The organism is Pseudomonas sp. UF-293, assembly GCF_058245595.1.
This window is the reverse complement of record NZ_JBSICA010000002.1, coordinates 22,434-37,426: the sequence shown is the minus strand read 5'-3', so window position 1 is coordinate 37,426 and position 14,993 is coordinate 22,434. Positions and strand designations below refer to the sequence as shown.

The following is a 14,993-nucleotide window of genomic DNA, read 5'->3' as shown; positions in this document are numbered from 1 at the left end:
ATCGACCGCCCGAGCGCCTGCTCGGTTTTATTCACTCACGCAGAAGCCGTATGACCCGTTCCCCGTTCCGCCGTCTTGTGTTTGGCACCCTGCGCCGCCTGTTGTATCTCTGGGTTCGCTCCGAGACCATCAATCAGTCGTCGTTCACTCTTAACCTCGACCGCAGTCGTCCGGTGTTCTACGTCCTGCAAAACCCTTCGCTGACCGATCTGGCGGTGGTTGACACCGAGTGCACCAAGGCCGGTCTGCCACGCCCGGTGCTGGCGGTATCGGTGGGTTCACTCATCGAACCAGCGGCGTTTTTCTACCTGACGCCGGACCCGGACTGGCTCGGCCGCCAGGACAAACGTGGTGCGCCGCCGACCCTCACCCGTCTGGTCAGCGCACTGACGCAGAACGCTGCCGAAGACGCGCAGATCATTCCGGTCAGTGTGTTCTGGGGCCAGTCGCCGGACAGCGAAAACAGTCCGTGGAAACTGTTGTTCGCCGACAGCTGGGCGGTTACCGGACGCCTGCGCCGGCTACTGAGCATCATCGTCCTCGGGCGTAAAACCCGCGTGCAATTTTCCGCGCCGATCCACCTGCGCGAACTGATCGATCACAACAAGGGCCACGAGCGCACCGTGCGCATGGCCCAGCGCGTCCTGCGCGTGCACTTCCGCAACCTGAAAGCTGCGGTGATCGGCCCGGACATTTCTCACCGGCGCAATCTGGTCAAAGGCCTGCTCAACCAGCCGCTGGTCAAACAGGCGATCCTCGACGAAGCCGAGCGCGAAAAAATCTCACCGGAAAAAGCCAAGGCCCAGGCCCTGCGCTATGGCAACGAGATCGCTTCGGACTACACCTACACCGCGATCCGTTTTCTCGAAGTGGTGCTGAGCTGGTTCTGGAACAAGATCTACGACGGCATCAAGGTCAACCACATCGAGGGCGTGCAGAACGTCGCGCAAGGTCACGAAGTGATCTACGTGCCGTGCCACCGCAGCCATATCGACTACCTGCTGCTTTCCTATTTGCTGTTCCGCAACGGCCTGACCCCACCGCACATCGCCGCCGGGATCAACCTCAACATGCCGGTGATCGGCAGCCTGCTGCGTCGCGGCGGTGCGTTCTTCATGCGCCGCACCTTCAAGGGCAATCCGCTGTACACCTCGGTGTTCAACGAATACCTGCACACCCTGTTCACCAAAGGCTTCCCGGTCGAGTATTTCGTCGAGGGCGGCCGCTCGCGCACCGGGCGCATGCTGCAACCGAAAACCGGCATGCTCGCAATCACCCTGCGCAGCTTCCTGCGTTCGTCGCGGATGCCGATCGTCTTCGTGCCGGTGTACATCGGTTACGAACGCGTGCTCGAAGGCCGCACCTACCTCGGCGAACTGCGTGGGGCGAGCAAGAAAAAAGAATCGATCTTCGACATTTTCAAAGTGATCGGCGCCCTCAAGCAGCGCTTTGGCCAGGTCGCGGTGAACTTTGGCGAGCCGATCAAACTGGCGGAATTCCTCGACGCCGAGCAACCGGACTGGCGCCGGCAGGAGCTCGGCCCGCAGTTCAAACCGGCGTGGCTCAACGAAACCACCAACCGCCTCGGCGAGAAAGTCGCCCGGCACCTCAACGAAGCGGCGGCGATCAACCCGGTCAATCTGGTAGCGCTGGCCTTGCTGTCGACCACGCGTCTGGCCCTGGATGATCGAGCCATGGCGCGGGTGCTGGATCTGTATCTGGCATTGCTGCGTAAAGTCCCATATTCGCCACACACAACCTTGCCGGAAGGCGATGGCCGGGCGCTGATCGAGCATGTGAAAGACATGGATCTGCTCGCTGAGCAGAACGATGCGCTGGGCAAGATTCTTTATCTGGACGAGCAGAACGCGGTCCTGATGACTTACTACCGCAACAACGTCCTGCACATTTTCGCTCTGCCCTCGTTGCTGGCGAGTTTCTTCCAGAGCACCTCGCGCATGAGCCGCGAGCAGATCCTGCGCTACACCCGCGCGCTGTATCCGTACCTGCAATCGGAGCTGTTCATCCGCTGGAGCCTGGACGAACTTGATGCAGTGATCGACCAGTGGCTGGAAGCGTTCGTCGAGCAGGGTTTGTTGCGTTTCGAGAAAGACCTGTACCTGCGTCCGGCGCCGAGTTCGCGGCATTTCGTGCTGCTGACGCTGCTGTCGAAAAGCATCGCGCAGACCCTGCAGCGCTTCTACATGACCGTGTCCCTGCTGCTCAACAGCGGCCAGAACAGCATCAGCGCCGAAGAGCTGGAAGACCTCTGCACAGTGATGGCCCAGCGCCTGTCGATCCTCCATGGCCTCAATGCGCCGGAATTCTTCGACAAGAGCCTGTTCCGCCACTTCATCCAGACTCTGCTCGACCTCGACGTGCTGCGCCGCGACGAAGCCGGCAAGCTCAGCTACCACGAGCTGCTTGGCGAGCTGGCCGAAGGCGCGGCCAAGCGCGTGTTGCCGGCGGAGATTCGCCTGTCGATCCGCCAGGTCGCGTTGCATCGCAGTGAAGATGCAGCGGATCAGGTCACGCCACAGCCTGAGGCTTGATGTCTTACCCCCTGTGGGAGTGAGCCTGTTCGCGAAGGCGGAGTGTCAGTCGACATTTATTTTGACTGAACCAGCGCTTTCGCGAGCAGGCTCGCTCCCACATTGAAAGGAGCTCCACCCATGAAAATACTGCTGACCTTCGCTGCCGCCACCCTGCTCAGCGCCTGCCAATCGACCACCCCTGCCGGCAAGGCCAGCCTCGACGGCGAGGTCTTCTACCTGCAACGCATCGCCCTGCCCCCGAGCGCAACCCTGAGCGTGAGCCTGCAAGACGTGTCGCTGGCCGATGCACCGGCCGTCGTCCTCGACCAACAGAACGGCCCGATCAAAGGCCAGGTGCCGCTGCCATTCCATTTGAGCTACGATCCGGCGCAGGTCAAACCCGGCCATCGTTATTCGATCAGCGCACGCATTGAAGTCAACGGCGAGCTGATGTTCATCACCACCGAAAACCACGCTGTGCAACTCGACGGCAACGACCCGCAGCCGCTGAAAATTCGCGTCGACGCCGTTCGTTAATCCATTTTTCGCCACAAGGAAGCCGCCATGCGCCGCCCTACCCTTCGCTTCGCCGCCGCCTGCGCCGGCTTGCTGATCTCCGCCAACGCCCTGGCCCTGTCGCTCAACGACCTGTCCCAGCAAGACGCCACAGGCGGCCTCAAGGACGCCCTGACCCAAGGCGCACAGATCGCCGTGAAACAACTCGGCACCCCGGGCGGCTTCAGCAACAATCCTGAGGTGAAAATCGAACTGCCGGGCAAACTCGGCAAAGCCGCGAGCAAGATGAAAGCCTTCGGCATGGGCGCCCAGGTCGAAGAACTGGAAACCGCGATGAACAAAGCCGCCGAATCCGCCGTGACCCAAGCCCAGCCCATCCTCGTCGACGCGGTGAAAAAAATGAGCGTCGCCGACGCCAAAGGCATCCTCAGCGGCGGCAACGATTCCGCAACCCAATACCTGAACAAATCCAGCCGCGAACAGATCCGCGCGAAATTCCTGCCCATCGTCAAGCAAGCCACCGACAAGGTCGGCGTCGCGCAGAAGTACAACGCCTTTGCAGGTCAAGCTGCTGCGTTTGGCGTGGTGGACGCGAAGAGCGCCAATGTCGAGAACTACGTCACCGAGCAAGCGCTGAATGGCTTGTTCGAAATGATCGGAAAACAGGAAGAAACCATCCGCCAGAACCCGGCCGCTGCGGCGACGAGTCTGGCGAAGAAAGTGTTTGGTACGCTTTAAGTCGTTACAACATGGGGGCGATTCAATTCGCTCCCATGCTGGCCTCCACGTAAAGAACTACGTAAAAAAAACACCCACTCCCGCCCCATCTTCCTTCTCTCAAAAAGCTGCAATTGGTCCAGCCCTTCCAGAATCGACGCCGCCTCGCTACCCGAGCAGGAAAAATTTGCCGCGACATTGCTCGCCGTGAACTCCTTCGCCTCCCCGCTTTTAGCCACCTGATACACCGCGCGCTGCCGTTCCGTCAGTTGAGCAATTACGCCAGAGCTCGTCAGCCAGCGCTGAAAGTCCTGAGTGTCTGCCAGACTCTTGCGGTACACAGTTGTAAAACCGACCACGGCTCGCAAAACAACCGCGCATTGAAACTCGATGAAATAAGTCAGATCCAGCTCATCCGCCTCGGTGTGCAGGTAGGAGCGTCCGTATTTCACCGGTGCATTGCGCAGCAGCAGACTGATCGCAATGTAGCGAAACGCCGCGAACTCATGTTTGAACATGAACCAGTAAAACAAGGCTCTCGCGACCCGCCCGTTACCGTCGCGAAATGGATGTTCATAACCCATGGCGAAATGCAGCGTCACGGCCTTGATCAGTGGATGCAGATAATTTTTGTCCAGAATCGAGGCAGCGGGCCGGTTGATCCAGGCGGACAGCCTCGCCAACCGCGCAACCAATCCTGCAGCAGGAGGTGGTCGGTGCACGGTGTTGCCTGAACCATCCTGAACAACCACCTCATCATTGGCCCGGAACAATCCTGGGGAATACTGCTCGTCATCGATCCCCTCCACACCCACTCGATGGATCTCTGCAATCAGCTCAATGCTCAGAGGTTCATAACGCTTTTCCCAAGCGAAATTCATCATTCGATAATTACCCATGACCATGCGCTCATCCGGCGTCCGCGGCTGGCGCTGATGCTTGAGCATGTCCTTGGCTACGCGCGTGGTAGTCACCGCGCCCTCCAACTGGCTACTGGCGATGGCTTCGTCTTCGATCAGGTCATTGAGCAGACAGGAGAAATGCGCCCGCTCGCCGATCTGACTGGTCATGTAATCCAGCGCGGCCGTACTGGCGTAACGATCCACCACAGCCAAGGTTTTCTGCGCCAACGGCGTTGGCACGTATTTGCCCCACTGCACCGGCTCGCCCAACGGCAACAAATGAATGTACTGGGCCGCCCGCGCCTTCTTCACCAACGCCCAACAAAGATTCGCGTCCAACCCAGCCGCCCAGCGATAGCGCAACGCCTCGAATGGCAGATAGCGCCCCTGATCATCGAGCGGCTTGAGCAGCGCCAGATAATCCGCAAGTCGTTGCTTGTGGGGCGAGCGGGCCAACAGGTCGAAAACAGGATCCGTTCTGCCAGCTAATGTCGGTGGTTTCTTCATCAGACAGACTCAAGGACTCGGAAAAGCAGAACCCGGAGTACAGCATTGGACGGCCAGCGCCTCAAGATCGGAGGACTCTGAAAAAGCTGTAGGAAGGCAGCGTGAATTGGCGATTCGAAATGAATTGGCTGTCAGACCGCCTTCGCGAGCAGGCTCGCTCCCACAAAAGCAAAGCAGCGCAGCTGCCCGCGGCAAAGCCGCCCCACTCAACAATGAGCGCAAGCTCGAGTGCTCTTGATCTTGATCCACCGGCGACGTCGGAAGGCTGAGTGGAGGGATTGATCCGGGCGTGGGAGCGCAGCGACCGTCTGGCGCAGCCAGACACAGCGGAAGGAGGTGCAGCGAAGCAAACCGTAGCCGCTGCGCCCGGATCGATCCCGCAGCGAAGGAACCCGAGCCTGCGAGGGCCGAACGTAGGAGCAAGCGTTTTGGGTTACCTTTTTGGCGTTTGAAAAAGGTGACCCGCCGTAAGGGCGGAACCGTAATCAGCAACACCCACAGCAAGGGATATACACCCAAAACCCCCAAGTCATGGTCGGCCCGAAGGCCGCCCCGACAAAGAAACTCAAGCCTCCTTACGCACCCGAAACCACGCCGCATACAACGCCGGCAAAAACAACAGCGTCAGCGCCGTAGCCACAATCAACCCGCCCATGATCGCCACCGCCATCGGCCCGAAAAACACACTGCGCGACAGCGGAATCATCGCCAGCACCGCTGCCAGCGCCGTCAACACAATCGGCCGAAAACGCCGCACCGTCGCCTCGATGATCGCCTGCCAGGGCCTGAGCCCCGAGGCGATATCCTGCTCGATCTGATCGACCAGAATCACCGAATTGCGCATGATCATCCCGGACAACGCGATCGTCCCGAGCATCGCCACGAACCCGAACGGCTGCCGGAACACCATCAGAAACAGCGTCACCCCGATCAAGCCCAACGGTGCGGTGAGAAACACCATCGCCGTGCGCGAGAAACTGCGCAACTGCACCATCAGCAAGGTCAGCACCACGACAATGAACATCGGCACCCCGGCATTCACGGACTTCTGCCCGCGCTCGGAATCTTCCACCGTGCCGCCGACATCCAGCAGATAACCATCGGGCAACTCAGCGCGAATCGGGTCCAGCGTCGGCATGATCTGTTTGACCAGCGTCGCCGGTTGCTCCTTGCCATAGATGTCAGCGCGCACGGTCACGTTCGGCAGCCGATTGCGGTGCCAGATGATGCCTTCCTCGAAGCCATATTCCAGCGTGGCAATCTGCGACAACGCCACACTGCGGCCGTTATCGGTCGGCACCGCGAGACTCGGCAACAACGACAATTCAGTGCGCTCATGCACGGTGCCACGCAGCAGAATCTCGATCAATTCGTTGTCTTCGCGGTACTGGCTGACCGTCGAGCCGACCAGCGAACTCTGCAGGAATTTCGCCAGATTGGCCGTACTTACACCCAGCGCACGGGCCCGATCCTGATCGATGTTCAGGTAGACAACTTTGCTTGGCTCCTCCCAGTCCAGATGCACGTTGACCACATGCGGATTCTCGCGAACCTTTGCCGCCACTTTGCGCGCCAACGCACGGACTTCTTCGATGTGTTCACCAGTAACGCGGAATTGCACCGGATAGCCAACCGGTGGACCATTTTCCAGACGAGTAACCCGCGAACGCAGGGCCGGGAACTGTTCGTTGAGAGTTTCGATCAACCAGCTGCGCAGCGCTTCACGCTCTTCGATGGTTTTTGCCAACACCACAAACTGGGCAAAACTCGCCGCCGGCAGTTGCTGATCCAGCGGCAGGTAGAAGCGTGGCGAACCGGTGCCGACATAGGCCACGTAATTGTCGATGCCTGCGTGCTCCTTGAGCAGCGCTTCGAGGCGTTTGACTTCGCTGGTGGTATTGGCCAGCGAAACACCTTCGGCGAGTTTCAGATCGACCATCAACTCCAGCCGATTCGAGGCCGGGAAGAACTGCTGCGGGACGAAGCGGAACAGCATCACCGAGGCGATAAACAGGCCCACGGTGAGCACAATTACCGTCTTTCGGTGCGCCACACACCACTCCACCAAACGCCGGACGCGCTGATAAAACGGCGTCGCATACGGGTCCGGCTGACCATCGCCAGAGCCATGTTTCGCCGCATGAATTTTCGCCAGATCCGGCAGGAGTTTTTCCCCCAGATACGGCACGAACATCACCGCCGCCACCCACGAGGCGAGCAAGGCAATAGTCACCACCTGGAAAATCGAGCGGGTATATTCGCCGGTGCCGGACTGCGCAGTGGCAATCGGCAGGAAGCCGGCGGCGGTGATCAACGTGCCGGTAAGCATTGGGAATGCAGTGCTGGTCCAGGCATAACTCGCCGCGCGAATGCGGTCGAAGCCCTGCTCCATTTTGATCGCCATCATTTCCACGGCAATGATCGCGTCGTCCACCAGAAGCCCCAGCGCCAGCACCAGCGCACCGAGGGAAATCTTGTGCAGGCCGATGCCGAGGTAATACATGCAGGCGAAGGTCATTGCCAGCACCAGCGGAATGGTCAGCGCGACGACCATGCCGGTGCGCACGCCGAGGGAGAAGAAGCTCACCAGCAAGACGATCGCCAACGCCTCGACCAACACCTGGACGAACTCACCGACGCCGGTTTTTACCGCTGCCGGCTGATCGGACACCTTACGCAGCTGCATGCCGGCCGGAAGGTTTTTCTGGATCCGCGAGAACTCACCTTCCAGCGCCTTGCCCAGCACCAGAATGTCGCCGCCGTCCTTCATTGCCACGGCCAGACCGATCGCGTCGTCGCCCATGAAACGCATGCGCGGCGCCGGTGGGTCGCTGAAACCGCGACGCACATCGGCGATATCGGAGATACGGAACGTACGATCGGCGACGCGGATCGGAAAGTTCTTTATCTCATCGACTGTCTGAAAATTTCCCGAGACGCGTAGCTGCAAGCGCTCGCTGCCGGTTTCGAAGAACCCCGCCGTGGACACCGCGTTCTGTTCTTCCAGCGCCTGCTGCACCGCCGCCAGCGGCAAGCCGAGAGTGGCGAGTTTGACGTTGGACAGCTCGACCCAGATTTTCTCGTCCTGCAGGCCGAGCAGTTCGACCTTGCCGACGTCCTTGACCCGCTGCAGCTGGATCTGGATGCGGTCGGCGTAATCCTTGAGCACGGCATAGTCGAAACCGTCGCCGGTCAACGCGTAGATATTGCCGAAGGTGGTGCCGAACTCATCGTTGAAGAACGGCCCCTGGATTCCCGGCGGCAGGGTCTGGCGGATGTCACCCACCTTCTTGCGCAACTGATACCAGAGGTCGGGAATGTCCTTGGAGTGCATCGAATCGCGGGCGATGAAGGTGACCTGGGACTCACCGGGGCGAGAGAACGACATGATGCGTTCGTACTCGCCGGTTTCCATCAGCTTCTTTTCGATGCGTTCGGTGACCTGGCGCGAGACCTCCTGCGCGGTCGCACCGGGCCAGCGGGTCTGGATGACCATCGCCTTGAAGGTGAACGGCGGGTCTTCGCTCTGGCCGAGTTTGGTGTAGGACAACGCGCCGACAACGGCGAGCAAAAGCATCAGGAACAGTACGATCTGGCGATTACGCAACGCCCATTCGGAGAGGTTGAAGCGCATCGGGGCTTACTCCTTGTTCGCCAGATTGACCACACGGTTGGAGCGATCCACTGGTCGCACCTGCTGGCCGTCGAGGAGCACATGAACGCCGGCAGCCACCACCCAGTCGCTGGCATTCAGGCCTTCGAGCACCGCCACGTTTTTCTCGCCGAACGGACCGACCCGCACCGGGGTTTTCTTCAACGTGTTGTTGCCGTTGACCACCCAGACGTAAGTCGCGCCGTTTTCAGCGGTCAGCGCGGAAAGCGGTATCGACAGCGAGACACTGTCAGCCGATTGCACGAACACCCGGGCGCTCTGCCCCAGTTCGGCCGGAACTTTGCCGCTGGTGAACGAGATACGCGCGGCGAAGGTGCGCGAGCGCGGGTCAGCGGACGGCGACAGCTCGCGGATCTGCCCGGCAAAACGTTGATTCTGCTGCGCCCACAATTCCACGGTAACCGGCTGACCGACCTTGAAGCGGCCGAAGCTTTGCTCCGGCAGGCTGATCAACACTTCGCGCTCACCATCGGTGGCAAGGGTGAACACGGTTTGCCCGGCAGCGACCACTTGACCGACTTCCACCGAACGTTTGGCCACCACACCGTCCTGTGGCGCACGCAGCACCGCGTAACTGGCCTGGTTGGTCGACACGTTGAATTCGGCTTTGATTTGTTTAAGGCGGGCTTCGCCGGAGCGGTATAGATTTTCGGCATTGTCGTAGGCCGAGCGGCTGACCATCTGCCGATCCATCAGGGTTTTATAGCGATCGCGCTCGGCGCGGACCAGATTCAGATTGGCCTCGGCGGCGGCGACCTGCGCGCGGGTGGCTTCCAGTTGCAGGCGCACATCCTGCGGATCAAGTTCGGCCAGTGGCTGATCGGCCTTGACGCGCTGGCCTTCGTCGACCAGTCGTCGGCTGACTTTGCCGCCGATGCGGAACGCCAGATCAGGCTCATAGCGGGCACGCACCTCGCCCGGATAACTTTCCATCGCCTGCGCCGAAGGCTCGGGCTGTACCACCATGGCCGGGCGTACGGTGACTTTGGTCACCTCTTCCTGACCGCACGCCGATAACAGGAACGCCAGACTGACTGGCACGGCAAAGGACAACGCATGGCGGAACATGGTGACGGACCTTTCGCGAATGAGGCTTGGAATATTTATACTGGCGGGTATGGTATTAATAGCAAACTCACCAGTCCAGTATTAAAAGCGAAGAATGTCGAACAATCTTTCAGCTCCAAACGGCCCGGGCCGCCCCAAGGATCTGGCCAAGCGCCAGGCGATCCTTGATGCGGCGAAAACATTGTTTCTCTGTCATGGCTACGCCAACACCAGCATGGACGCGGTTGCCAGCGAGGCCGGCGTGTCGAAGCTGACGGTCTACAGCCATTTCAACGACAAGGAGACGCTGTTCTCCGCTGCCGTCGTCGCGAAATGCGAGGAACAATTGCCACCGCTGTTCTTCGAATTGCCGGACGGCATCGCGGTGGAGAATGTGTTGCTGAACATTGCCCGGGGCTTTCACCAACTGATCAACAGCGATGAATCGGTGAACCTGCACCGTCTGATCATGGCGCTGGGCAGTCAGGACCCGAAGCTGTCGCTGATCTTCTTCGAGGCCGGCCCCGAGCGCGTGGTCAACGGCATGGAAGGTCTGCTGGCGAAAATCCATGCGACCGGCGCGCTGAGCATCGACCAGCCACGCAACGCCGCCGAGCACTTCTTCTGCCTGATCAAAGGAGCGGGAAATTTCCGTTTGTTATATGGCTGCGGCGAGCCGCCGACTGGAGAGGCAGCGGAGCGGCATGTGCGCGAGGTGGTGGGGTTGTTTATGCGGGCGTACAAACCCTGAAAGTTTTGCGGTACTTGTGCAGACCGCTTCGCGAGCAGGCTCGCTCCCACACTGGAATGCATTTCAACTGTGGGAGCGAGCCTGCTCGCGAATGAGGCGACACGGTCTCAGGGTTTAAGCGCTTTCTTCGGATAAATGTCATACCGGCTCGATTTGCCATCCAGCGCATGGCTCGGTTTCGGTCCTTCGATGCACGGTGCCTTGCGCGGACGCTTGACCACCACCCGGTGGGTGGCCAGTGCCAGCGCGGCTTCAAGCAGGGCCGGGGCATCCGGATCATCACCGACCAGCGGGCGGAACAGGCGCATTTCCTTTTTCACCAGCGCGGTTTTCTCGCGATGCGGGAACATCGGGTCGAGATAGATCACCTGCGGCGGCTCCCCTTCCCAACTGCGCATCACTTCGATGGAGTTGCCCCTGAGCAATTTCATCCGCGCCACGATCGGTGCCACGTCGAAATCTTCCGCCGCCCGCGCCAAGCCGTCCTCAAGCAATGCGCCGATCAACGGCTGGCGCTCGATCAGGCTCATTTCACAACCGAGACTGGCCAGCACGAACGCATCCTTGCCTAGCCCCGCCGTGGCATCGAGCACGCGCGGGCGCACGCCTTGGGCGATGCCGACAGCCTTGGCGATCATCTGCCCGCTGCCGCCGCCATACAATCGACGATGCGCCGCACCGCCCTCAACGAAGTCGACCCGCACCGGTCCCGGCGCGTCCGGGCCGAGCTGCTGCAACTGCAAACCCTGCTCGCCGACCTGCAAGGCGAACTCGCCGTCCGCCTCGCCGAGCGGCAGGCCGAGACGTTCGGCCCAGTGTTCGGCTTGCGCTTGAAACGTCGGGGCGAGGGCCTGGACATGGATGCGGCAGGCCGCGGGTGACTCGATCATGAAAAAACGCTCAAAAAAGTTAAGGATCGACAAAAACCGCCGATAAACCATTCAACGCGCATTTTGCCAGAGCTGAGCGTCAACCGAAAAAAATGTCAGGCATTCTTCCCACATCGATTGGCTACGTTTCGCCCCATGGCGACTTCAGCCGTCATAACACTCAAGCACTGAGCGGCGTCAGTCACCTGTGGCAGGATTTCTTTGCCCAGGCCCTGGCCGAACAGACGAGTGAAGTGGTGCCTGCCTGTGGCACGTTTCCACCGGTTGACCTGAACAGCCCGGAAGAACCAACCGTTGGCAGCGAGCTGCACGCCCACATCGTCAGCCAGCGTGAGTGCGACGTGGTAGAAACCCAGGTTCGCCCGCCAGAGCCGCTGTTCCTGCCGATCGCCGAGTTTGAAATGGAGCTGCTGGACAAGCCGTTCCCACCGTTCCCGCCAGAAGAACTCAAGGCTCAGCAAGAGCAACAGGATTTCGACAGCAGCTGGGTCCGCCCGATCGTGATCAACAATGGCCAGCCACTGCCGGAGCCTGGCCCTGCTCCGCAGAAACGTCCGCTGTACCTGCCGATCGCCGAGTTCGACCTGGACTTGCTGCAAAAGCCTTACCCGCCGTTCCCGCCGGAAGAAATCGTCGAGCAACAGAAAGCTCTGGACTTCGATAATGGCTGGGCTCGCCCGATCGTTCTGCAGAACCTGCGCCTCGCCGCCTGATTCTCAGCGACACACGCTCCAGCGCCCGACATCGAGATGAAAGTGATTGCGATGAGCGGCGTTGTAGTCCGGACTCAACACCACACTGAATGACTCACAGGCGCCGTCACGCAGCTGTCGCAGAAACTCTGCGTCCTGATTTTGCTTGGGCCAATCCTTGAGCACGCTGATCGTGCGTCCGTCAGCCAGGCGGAAACCGGCGATGTCCAGCGCGTCGGCACTGGCATGTCGGCTAAGGGCACCGCTCTCACGGTTATAGACATTGCGACAGGCAAAGCTGCCAAGGTGATCGACCCGCGCGATCCTCTGGCGGTAAACCGATTGCGCGGCCGGTTGCAGGGTGTGGTGTTCAAACATTGCGTAGGCCACCGCCAGCGGGCAACTGGCGATGAAACTGCTGCTTAGCGCCACTTCACCGCCCTGCACACGCAGAGCGCCGATCAGCGGACACTTGGCCCCGGGACTGTCGGCTTGACGGCTGTAGCGCAAATCCGAGCTGCTCAATGCCTGTGCGCACAATTCAGGATCACTGCGCAGGCGCATGAGTTTGTAACCGGTCAGCCAGTTGGGCGCGGCTTTTATGTCCAATGGCGCCCATGGGTTCCACTGCGGCGGCACCTCCAGCCAGCCGCGCCAGACACTTACCGCAGCACCACCCATCGCGAGCAACAGCACCCCGAACAGCCAACGTCCCATGCTCAGTCCTTGAAGAATTGATTGGCCTTGGCGTACGGCATCGACTGTGACGTGAAGCCAAAGGTGCCGGATTGCTGGATTTCTTCAGCCGCGCGAAAGAACTCGCCGAACGCCGCCAGCGCCAGTGCCGAGCCGGTGCTGATGCGGCGTACGCCCATTTCCTCGAGTTGTTGCACGGTCAGTTTCAAACCGCCAGACATCAACGCATTGACCGGCTTCGGCGCCACCGCTTGCACCACAGCGCGCACTTCTTCGGCGCTGCGCAAACCCGGCGCATAGAGCACGTCGGCACCCGCTTCGGCAAATGCCTGCAAACGGCGAATGGTGTCGTCGAGATCAGGGTTGCCGTGCAGGTAATTTTCCGCGCGAGCAGTGAGGATGAAGGGAAACGGCAGCGTGCGCACCGCCGCGACAGCGGCTTCAATGCGCGCCACGGCGTGTTCGAAGCAATAGATCGGCGCGTCCGGACGGCCCGTGGCATCTTCGATCGACCCGCCCACCGCGCCCGCTTCGGCGGCGCACAAAAGACTCTGCGCAGACTCGACCGGGTCATCGGCAAAGCCGTTTTCCAGATCCACCGCCACCGGCAGATCCGTCGCCGCGACAATCGCTCGAACATTGGCCAGGGTCTCGTCGAGACTTAGCGCGCCATCAGCCTTGCCCTGAGAAAACGCGAAACCTGCACTGGTGGTGGCCAAGGCCTGATAGCCGAGACTGGCGAGCATCTTCGCCGAGCCGGCATCCCACGGATTGGGAATCACGAAGCTTTTCTGGCGATCATGCAGGGCCTTGAAGGCTTGGGCTTTGAGGAGTTGCTGTTGACTGACTTGGACGTTCATCGACGGGCTCCCGGGCAGAAAAATGCCGCCTCAGAGCAAGCCAAGCTGCTCGGCTGCGGGCTCTCTGTATAGCTCAGGCAGCGCGGGCAAGCCAGGCAAACGTTGCATCAGCTGGGCGTGAAAACGTTGCGCCAGTTTCGCTGCCAACAGGTTATCGGCCGTATGCAGAAAGACGTAGGGCGTGCGGCCCTCTTCGATCCATTCAGCGACTTTCGCCACCCACGGCACAAGAAACGCATCGTTGGCCTCAAGCTCGGGATGGCCGATGAAGCGCACCTGCGGAAACTGGGTGAACGCCGCCGGACGCGTCGGTACACGCGGTTTTTTCGACTGCGCGTGGATCACCGAGGACTCGGTCGACAAGCAACTGAACAGCGCACGCGGGTCGAGACAGATGCGCTCGACACCACGATCCAGCAGCAAACGATTGAGCAGGCGCTCACTCTCGCCCTTGGCGAAGAACTGTTCATTGCGCACCTCGACCGCGAGCGGGCAATCCAGTGCATCGATAAACGCCGCGAGCTCCGGCAGACGCTGCGGCGTGAAGCTTTTCGACAGTTGCAGCCACAGCGGCGAAACACGTTCGCCTAACGGCTTGAGTAATTGCAGGAACGTTTGGGCAGCGGTCAGTTGCTCGCGCAGGTCGCCGCTGTGGCTGATGTCGCCGGGGAATTTTGCGGTGAAGCGAAAGTGCGCCGGCATGATCTCGGCCCAGCGCTGCACGGTGGCTGGCGATGGGCTGGCGTAGAAGGTGGTGTTGCCTTCGACGGCGTTGAACACCTGGCAGTAGAGAGCGAGAAAGTCGGAGGTTTTTGCGTCTACCGGATACAGATACTCGCGCCAGGCATTTTCGCTCCAGGACGGGCAACCGAGGTAGTAAGGCAAATCCATCAGATATACAGATCGAGGCCCAGCACGTCCGCATCCCAGTCGACAAAACCGGCGGTGCTCAGGTAGCTGGCCAGGGCCATGGCTACGCTTTTCTTCATCGCGCGGTGGTAGATCATGTCTTGTTGACGGGCAGGCAGATTGCTCAGGCGTTGCGCGGTGGCTTGAGCAGCACGGGCGGCCATCTGCTCTTCGCTCGGGAATTCCAGCTCGCCGTCGATGATGTCGACGGATTCATCCAGCGCCGCATTGCCTTTACGCGGCTTGCGCTTGATGGGGTAGGACTGAGTGGAAACGCCGTCTATACGCATAATGTCATG

General features: G+C 60.4%; 13 protein-coding genes. 5 read left to right on the top strand and 8 right to left on the bottom strand.

Translation table 11 applies throughout. The annotated features are described in order from the left end of the window. The first annotated feature begins 50 nt into the window (after positions 1-50). The 3 genes from plsB to AC4IHP_RS02550 all read left to right on the top strand — a co-directional run bounded on the left by plsB (position 51) and on the right by AC4IHP_RS02550 (position 3,788). Positions 51-2,552: a glycerol-3-phosphate 1-O-acyltransferase PlsB gene (gene plsB / locus AC4IHP_RS02560; RefSeq protein WP_490830810.1), complete on the top strand. Its 2,502-nt coding sequence runs from the start codon at positions 51-53 to the stop codon at positions 2,550-2,552. A gap of 120 nt (positions 2,553-2,672) precedes the next feature. Beyond that, positions 2,673-3,071 carry a YbaY family lipoprotein gene (locus AC4IHP_RS02555; protein WP_490830809.1) on the top strand — a complete coding sequence of 133 codons (399 nt, stop codon included), beginning with the start codon at positions 2,673-2,675 and terminating at the stop codon, positions 3,069-3,071. A gap of 27 nt (positions 3,072-3,098) precedes the next feature. Then, entirely contained in the window at positions 3,099-3,788 is a 690-nt protein-coding gene (locus tag AC4IHP_RS02550; RefSeq protein WP_460124418.1) for a DUF4197 domain-containing protein, read from the top strand. On the opposite strand, the gene AC4IHP_RS02545 is transcribed toward AC4IHP_RS02550, so the two are convergent. The 3 genes from AC4IHP_RS02545 to AC4IHP_RS02535 form a co-directional block, all read right to left on the bottom strand. Next, positions 3,785-5,176, bottom strand: a complete 1,392-nt coding sequence (locus AC4IHP_RS02545) for a Fic family protein (RefSeq protein WP_490830808.1) — start codon at positions 5,174-5,176, stop codon at positions 3,785-3,787. The two genes, AC4IHP_RS02550 and AC4IHP_RS02545, sit on opposite strands and share 4 nt — an antisense overlap. 565 nt (positions 5,177-5,741) lie before the next feature. Then, on the bottom strand, positions 5,742-8,810 hold the full coding sequence (locus AC4IHP_RS02540; RefSeq protein ID WP_460124412.1) for an efflux RND transporter permease subunit: 3,069 nt from the start codon (positions 8,808-8,810) through the stop codon (positions 5,742-5,744). 6 nt (positions 8,811-8,816) lie between these two features. Further along, positions 8,817-9,917: an efflux RND transporter periplasmic adaptor subunit gene (locus AC4IHP_RS02535; RefSeq protein WP_490830807.1), complete on the bottom strand. Its 1,101-nt coding sequence runs from the start codon at positions 9,915-9,917 to the stop codon at positions 8,817-8,819. 94 nt (positions 9,918-10,011) lie between these two features. Here AC4IHP_RS02535 and AC4IHP_RS02530 point away from each other — a divergent pair, with 94 nt between their 5' ends. Further along, positions 10,012-10,647: a TetR/AcrR family transcriptional regulator gene (locus AC4IHP_RS02530; protein WP_490830806.1), complete on the top strand. Its 636-nt coding sequence runs from the start codon at positions 10,012-10,014 to the stop codon at positions 10,645-10,647. Between the two features lie 107 nt (positions 10,648-10,754). On the opposite strand, the gene AC4IHP_RS02525 is transcribed toward AC4IHP_RS02530, so the two are convergent. Continuing rightward, positions 10,755-11,537, bottom strand: a complete 783-nt coding sequence (locus tag AC4IHP_RS02525) for a class I SAM-dependent methyltransferase (protein ID WP_490830805.1) — start codon at positions 11,535-11,537, stop codon at positions 10,755-10,757. A gap of 92 nt (positions 11,538-11,629) precedes the next feature. On the opposite strand from AC4IHP_RS02525, the gene AC4IHP_RS02520 reads away from it, so the two are divergent. Continuing rightward, positions 11,630-12,250, top strand: coding sequence for a hypothetical protein (locus AC4IHP_RS02520; RefSeq protein ID WP_016770666.1), 621 nt, complete (start codon positions 11,630-11,632; stop codon positions 12,248-12,250). A 3-nt stretch (positions 12,251-12,253) separates the two neighbouring features. Here the strand turns inward: AC4IHP_RS02520 and AC4IHP_RS02515 are convergent, their stop codons facing one another. Genes AC4IHP_RS02515 through AC4IHP_RS02500 form a run of 4 tightly spaced genes read right to left on the bottom strand, consistent with a single transcriptional unit; the run spans position 12,254 to position 14,984 of the window. Next, positions 12,254-12,946 (bottom strand): extensin-like domain-containing protein, encoded by a 693-nt coding sequence (locus AC4IHP_RS02515; RefSeq protein WP_490830804.1) that lies wholly within the window; start codon positions 12,944-12,946, stop codon positions 12,254-12,256. A gap of 2 nt (positions 12,947-12,948) precedes the next feature. Then, a complete protein-coding gene (locus AC4IHP_RS02510) occupies positions 12,949-13,785 on the bottom strand; it encodes an isocitrate lyase/PEP mutase family protein (RefSeq protein ID WP_490830803.1) in 837 nt (278 codons plus the stop codon). 30 nt (positions 13,786-13,815) lie between these two features. After that, positions 13,816-14,676 (bottom strand): DUF72 domain-containing protein, encoded by an 861-nt coding sequence (locus AC4IHP_RS02505; RefSeq protein ID WP_490830802.1) that lies wholly within the window; start codon positions 14,674-14,676, stop codon positions 13,816-13,818. Further along, positions 14,676-14,984: a hypothetical protein gene (locus tag AC4IHP_RS02500; protein WP_042606956.1), complete on the bottom strand. Its 309-nt coding sequence runs from the start codon at positions 14,982-14,984 to the stop codon at positions 14,676-14,678. Before AC4IHP_RS02500 ends, AC4IHP_RS02505 begins: the two co-directional genes overlap by 1 nt. Positions 14,985-14,993: the final 9 nt, after the last annotated feature.

What these genes read in the sequence shown, in the direction of transcription:
- AC4IHP_RS02555 (WP_490830809.1), top strand. Translation starts at nt 2,673, where the DNA reads ATGAAAATACTGCTGACCTTCGCTGCCGCCACCCTGCTCAGCGCCTGC.
- AC4IHP_RS02535 (WP_490830807.1), bottom strand. Translation starts at nt 9,917, where the DNA reads ATGTTCCGCCATGCGTTGTCCTTTGCCGTGCCAGTCAGTCTGGCGTTC.
- AC4IHP_RS02500 (WP_042606956.1), bottom strand. Translation starts at nt 14,984, where the DNA reads ATGCGTATAGACGGCGTTTCCACTCAGTCCTACCCCATCAAGCGCAAG.
- AC4IHP_RS02515 (WP_490830804.1), bottom strand. Translation starts at nt 12,946, where the DNA reads ATGGGACGTTGGCTGTTCGGGGTGCTGTTGCTCGCGATGGGTGGTGCT.
- AC4IHP_RS02525 (WP_490830805.1), bottom strand. Translation starts at nt 11,537, where the DNA reads ATGATCGAGTCACCCGCGGCCTGCCGCATCCATGTCCAGGCCCTCGCC.
- AC4IHP_RS02510 (WP_490830803.1), bottom strand. Translation starts at nt 13,785, where the DNA reads ATGAACGTCCAAGTCAGTCAACAGCAACTCCTCAAAGCCCAAGCCTTC.
- AC4IHP_RS02550 (WP_460124418.1), top strand. Translation starts at nt 3,099, where the DNA reads ATGCGCCGCCCTACCCTTCGCTTCGCCGCCGCCTGCGCCGGCTTGCTG.
- plsB (WP_490830810.1), top strand. Translation starts at nt 51, where the DNA reads ATGACCCGTTCCCCGTTCCGCCGTCTTGTGTTTGGCACCCTGCGCCGC.
- AC4IHP_RS02540 (WP_460124412.1), bottom strand. Translation starts at nt 8,810, where the DNA reads ATGCGCTTCAACCTCTCCGAATGGGCGTTGCGTAATCGCCAGATCGTA.
- AC4IHP_RS02545 (WP_490830808.1), bottom strand. Translation starts at nt 5,176, where the DNA reads ATGAAGAAACCACCGACATTAGCTGGCAGAACGGATCCTGTTTTCGAC.
- AC4IHP_RS02520 (WP_016770666.1), top strand. Translation starts at nt 11,630, where the DNA reads ATGTCAGGCATTCTTCCCACATCGATTGGCTACGTTTCGCCCCATGGC.
- AC4IHP_RS02505 (WP_490830802.1), bottom strand. Translation starts at nt 14,676, where the DNA reads ATGGATTTGCCTTACTACCTCGGTTGCCCGTCCTGGAGCGAAAATGCC.
- AC4IHP_RS02530 (WP_490830806.1), top strand. Translation starts at nt 10,012, where the DNA reads ATGTCGAACAATCTTTCAGCTCCAAACGGCCCGGGCCGCCCCAAGGAT.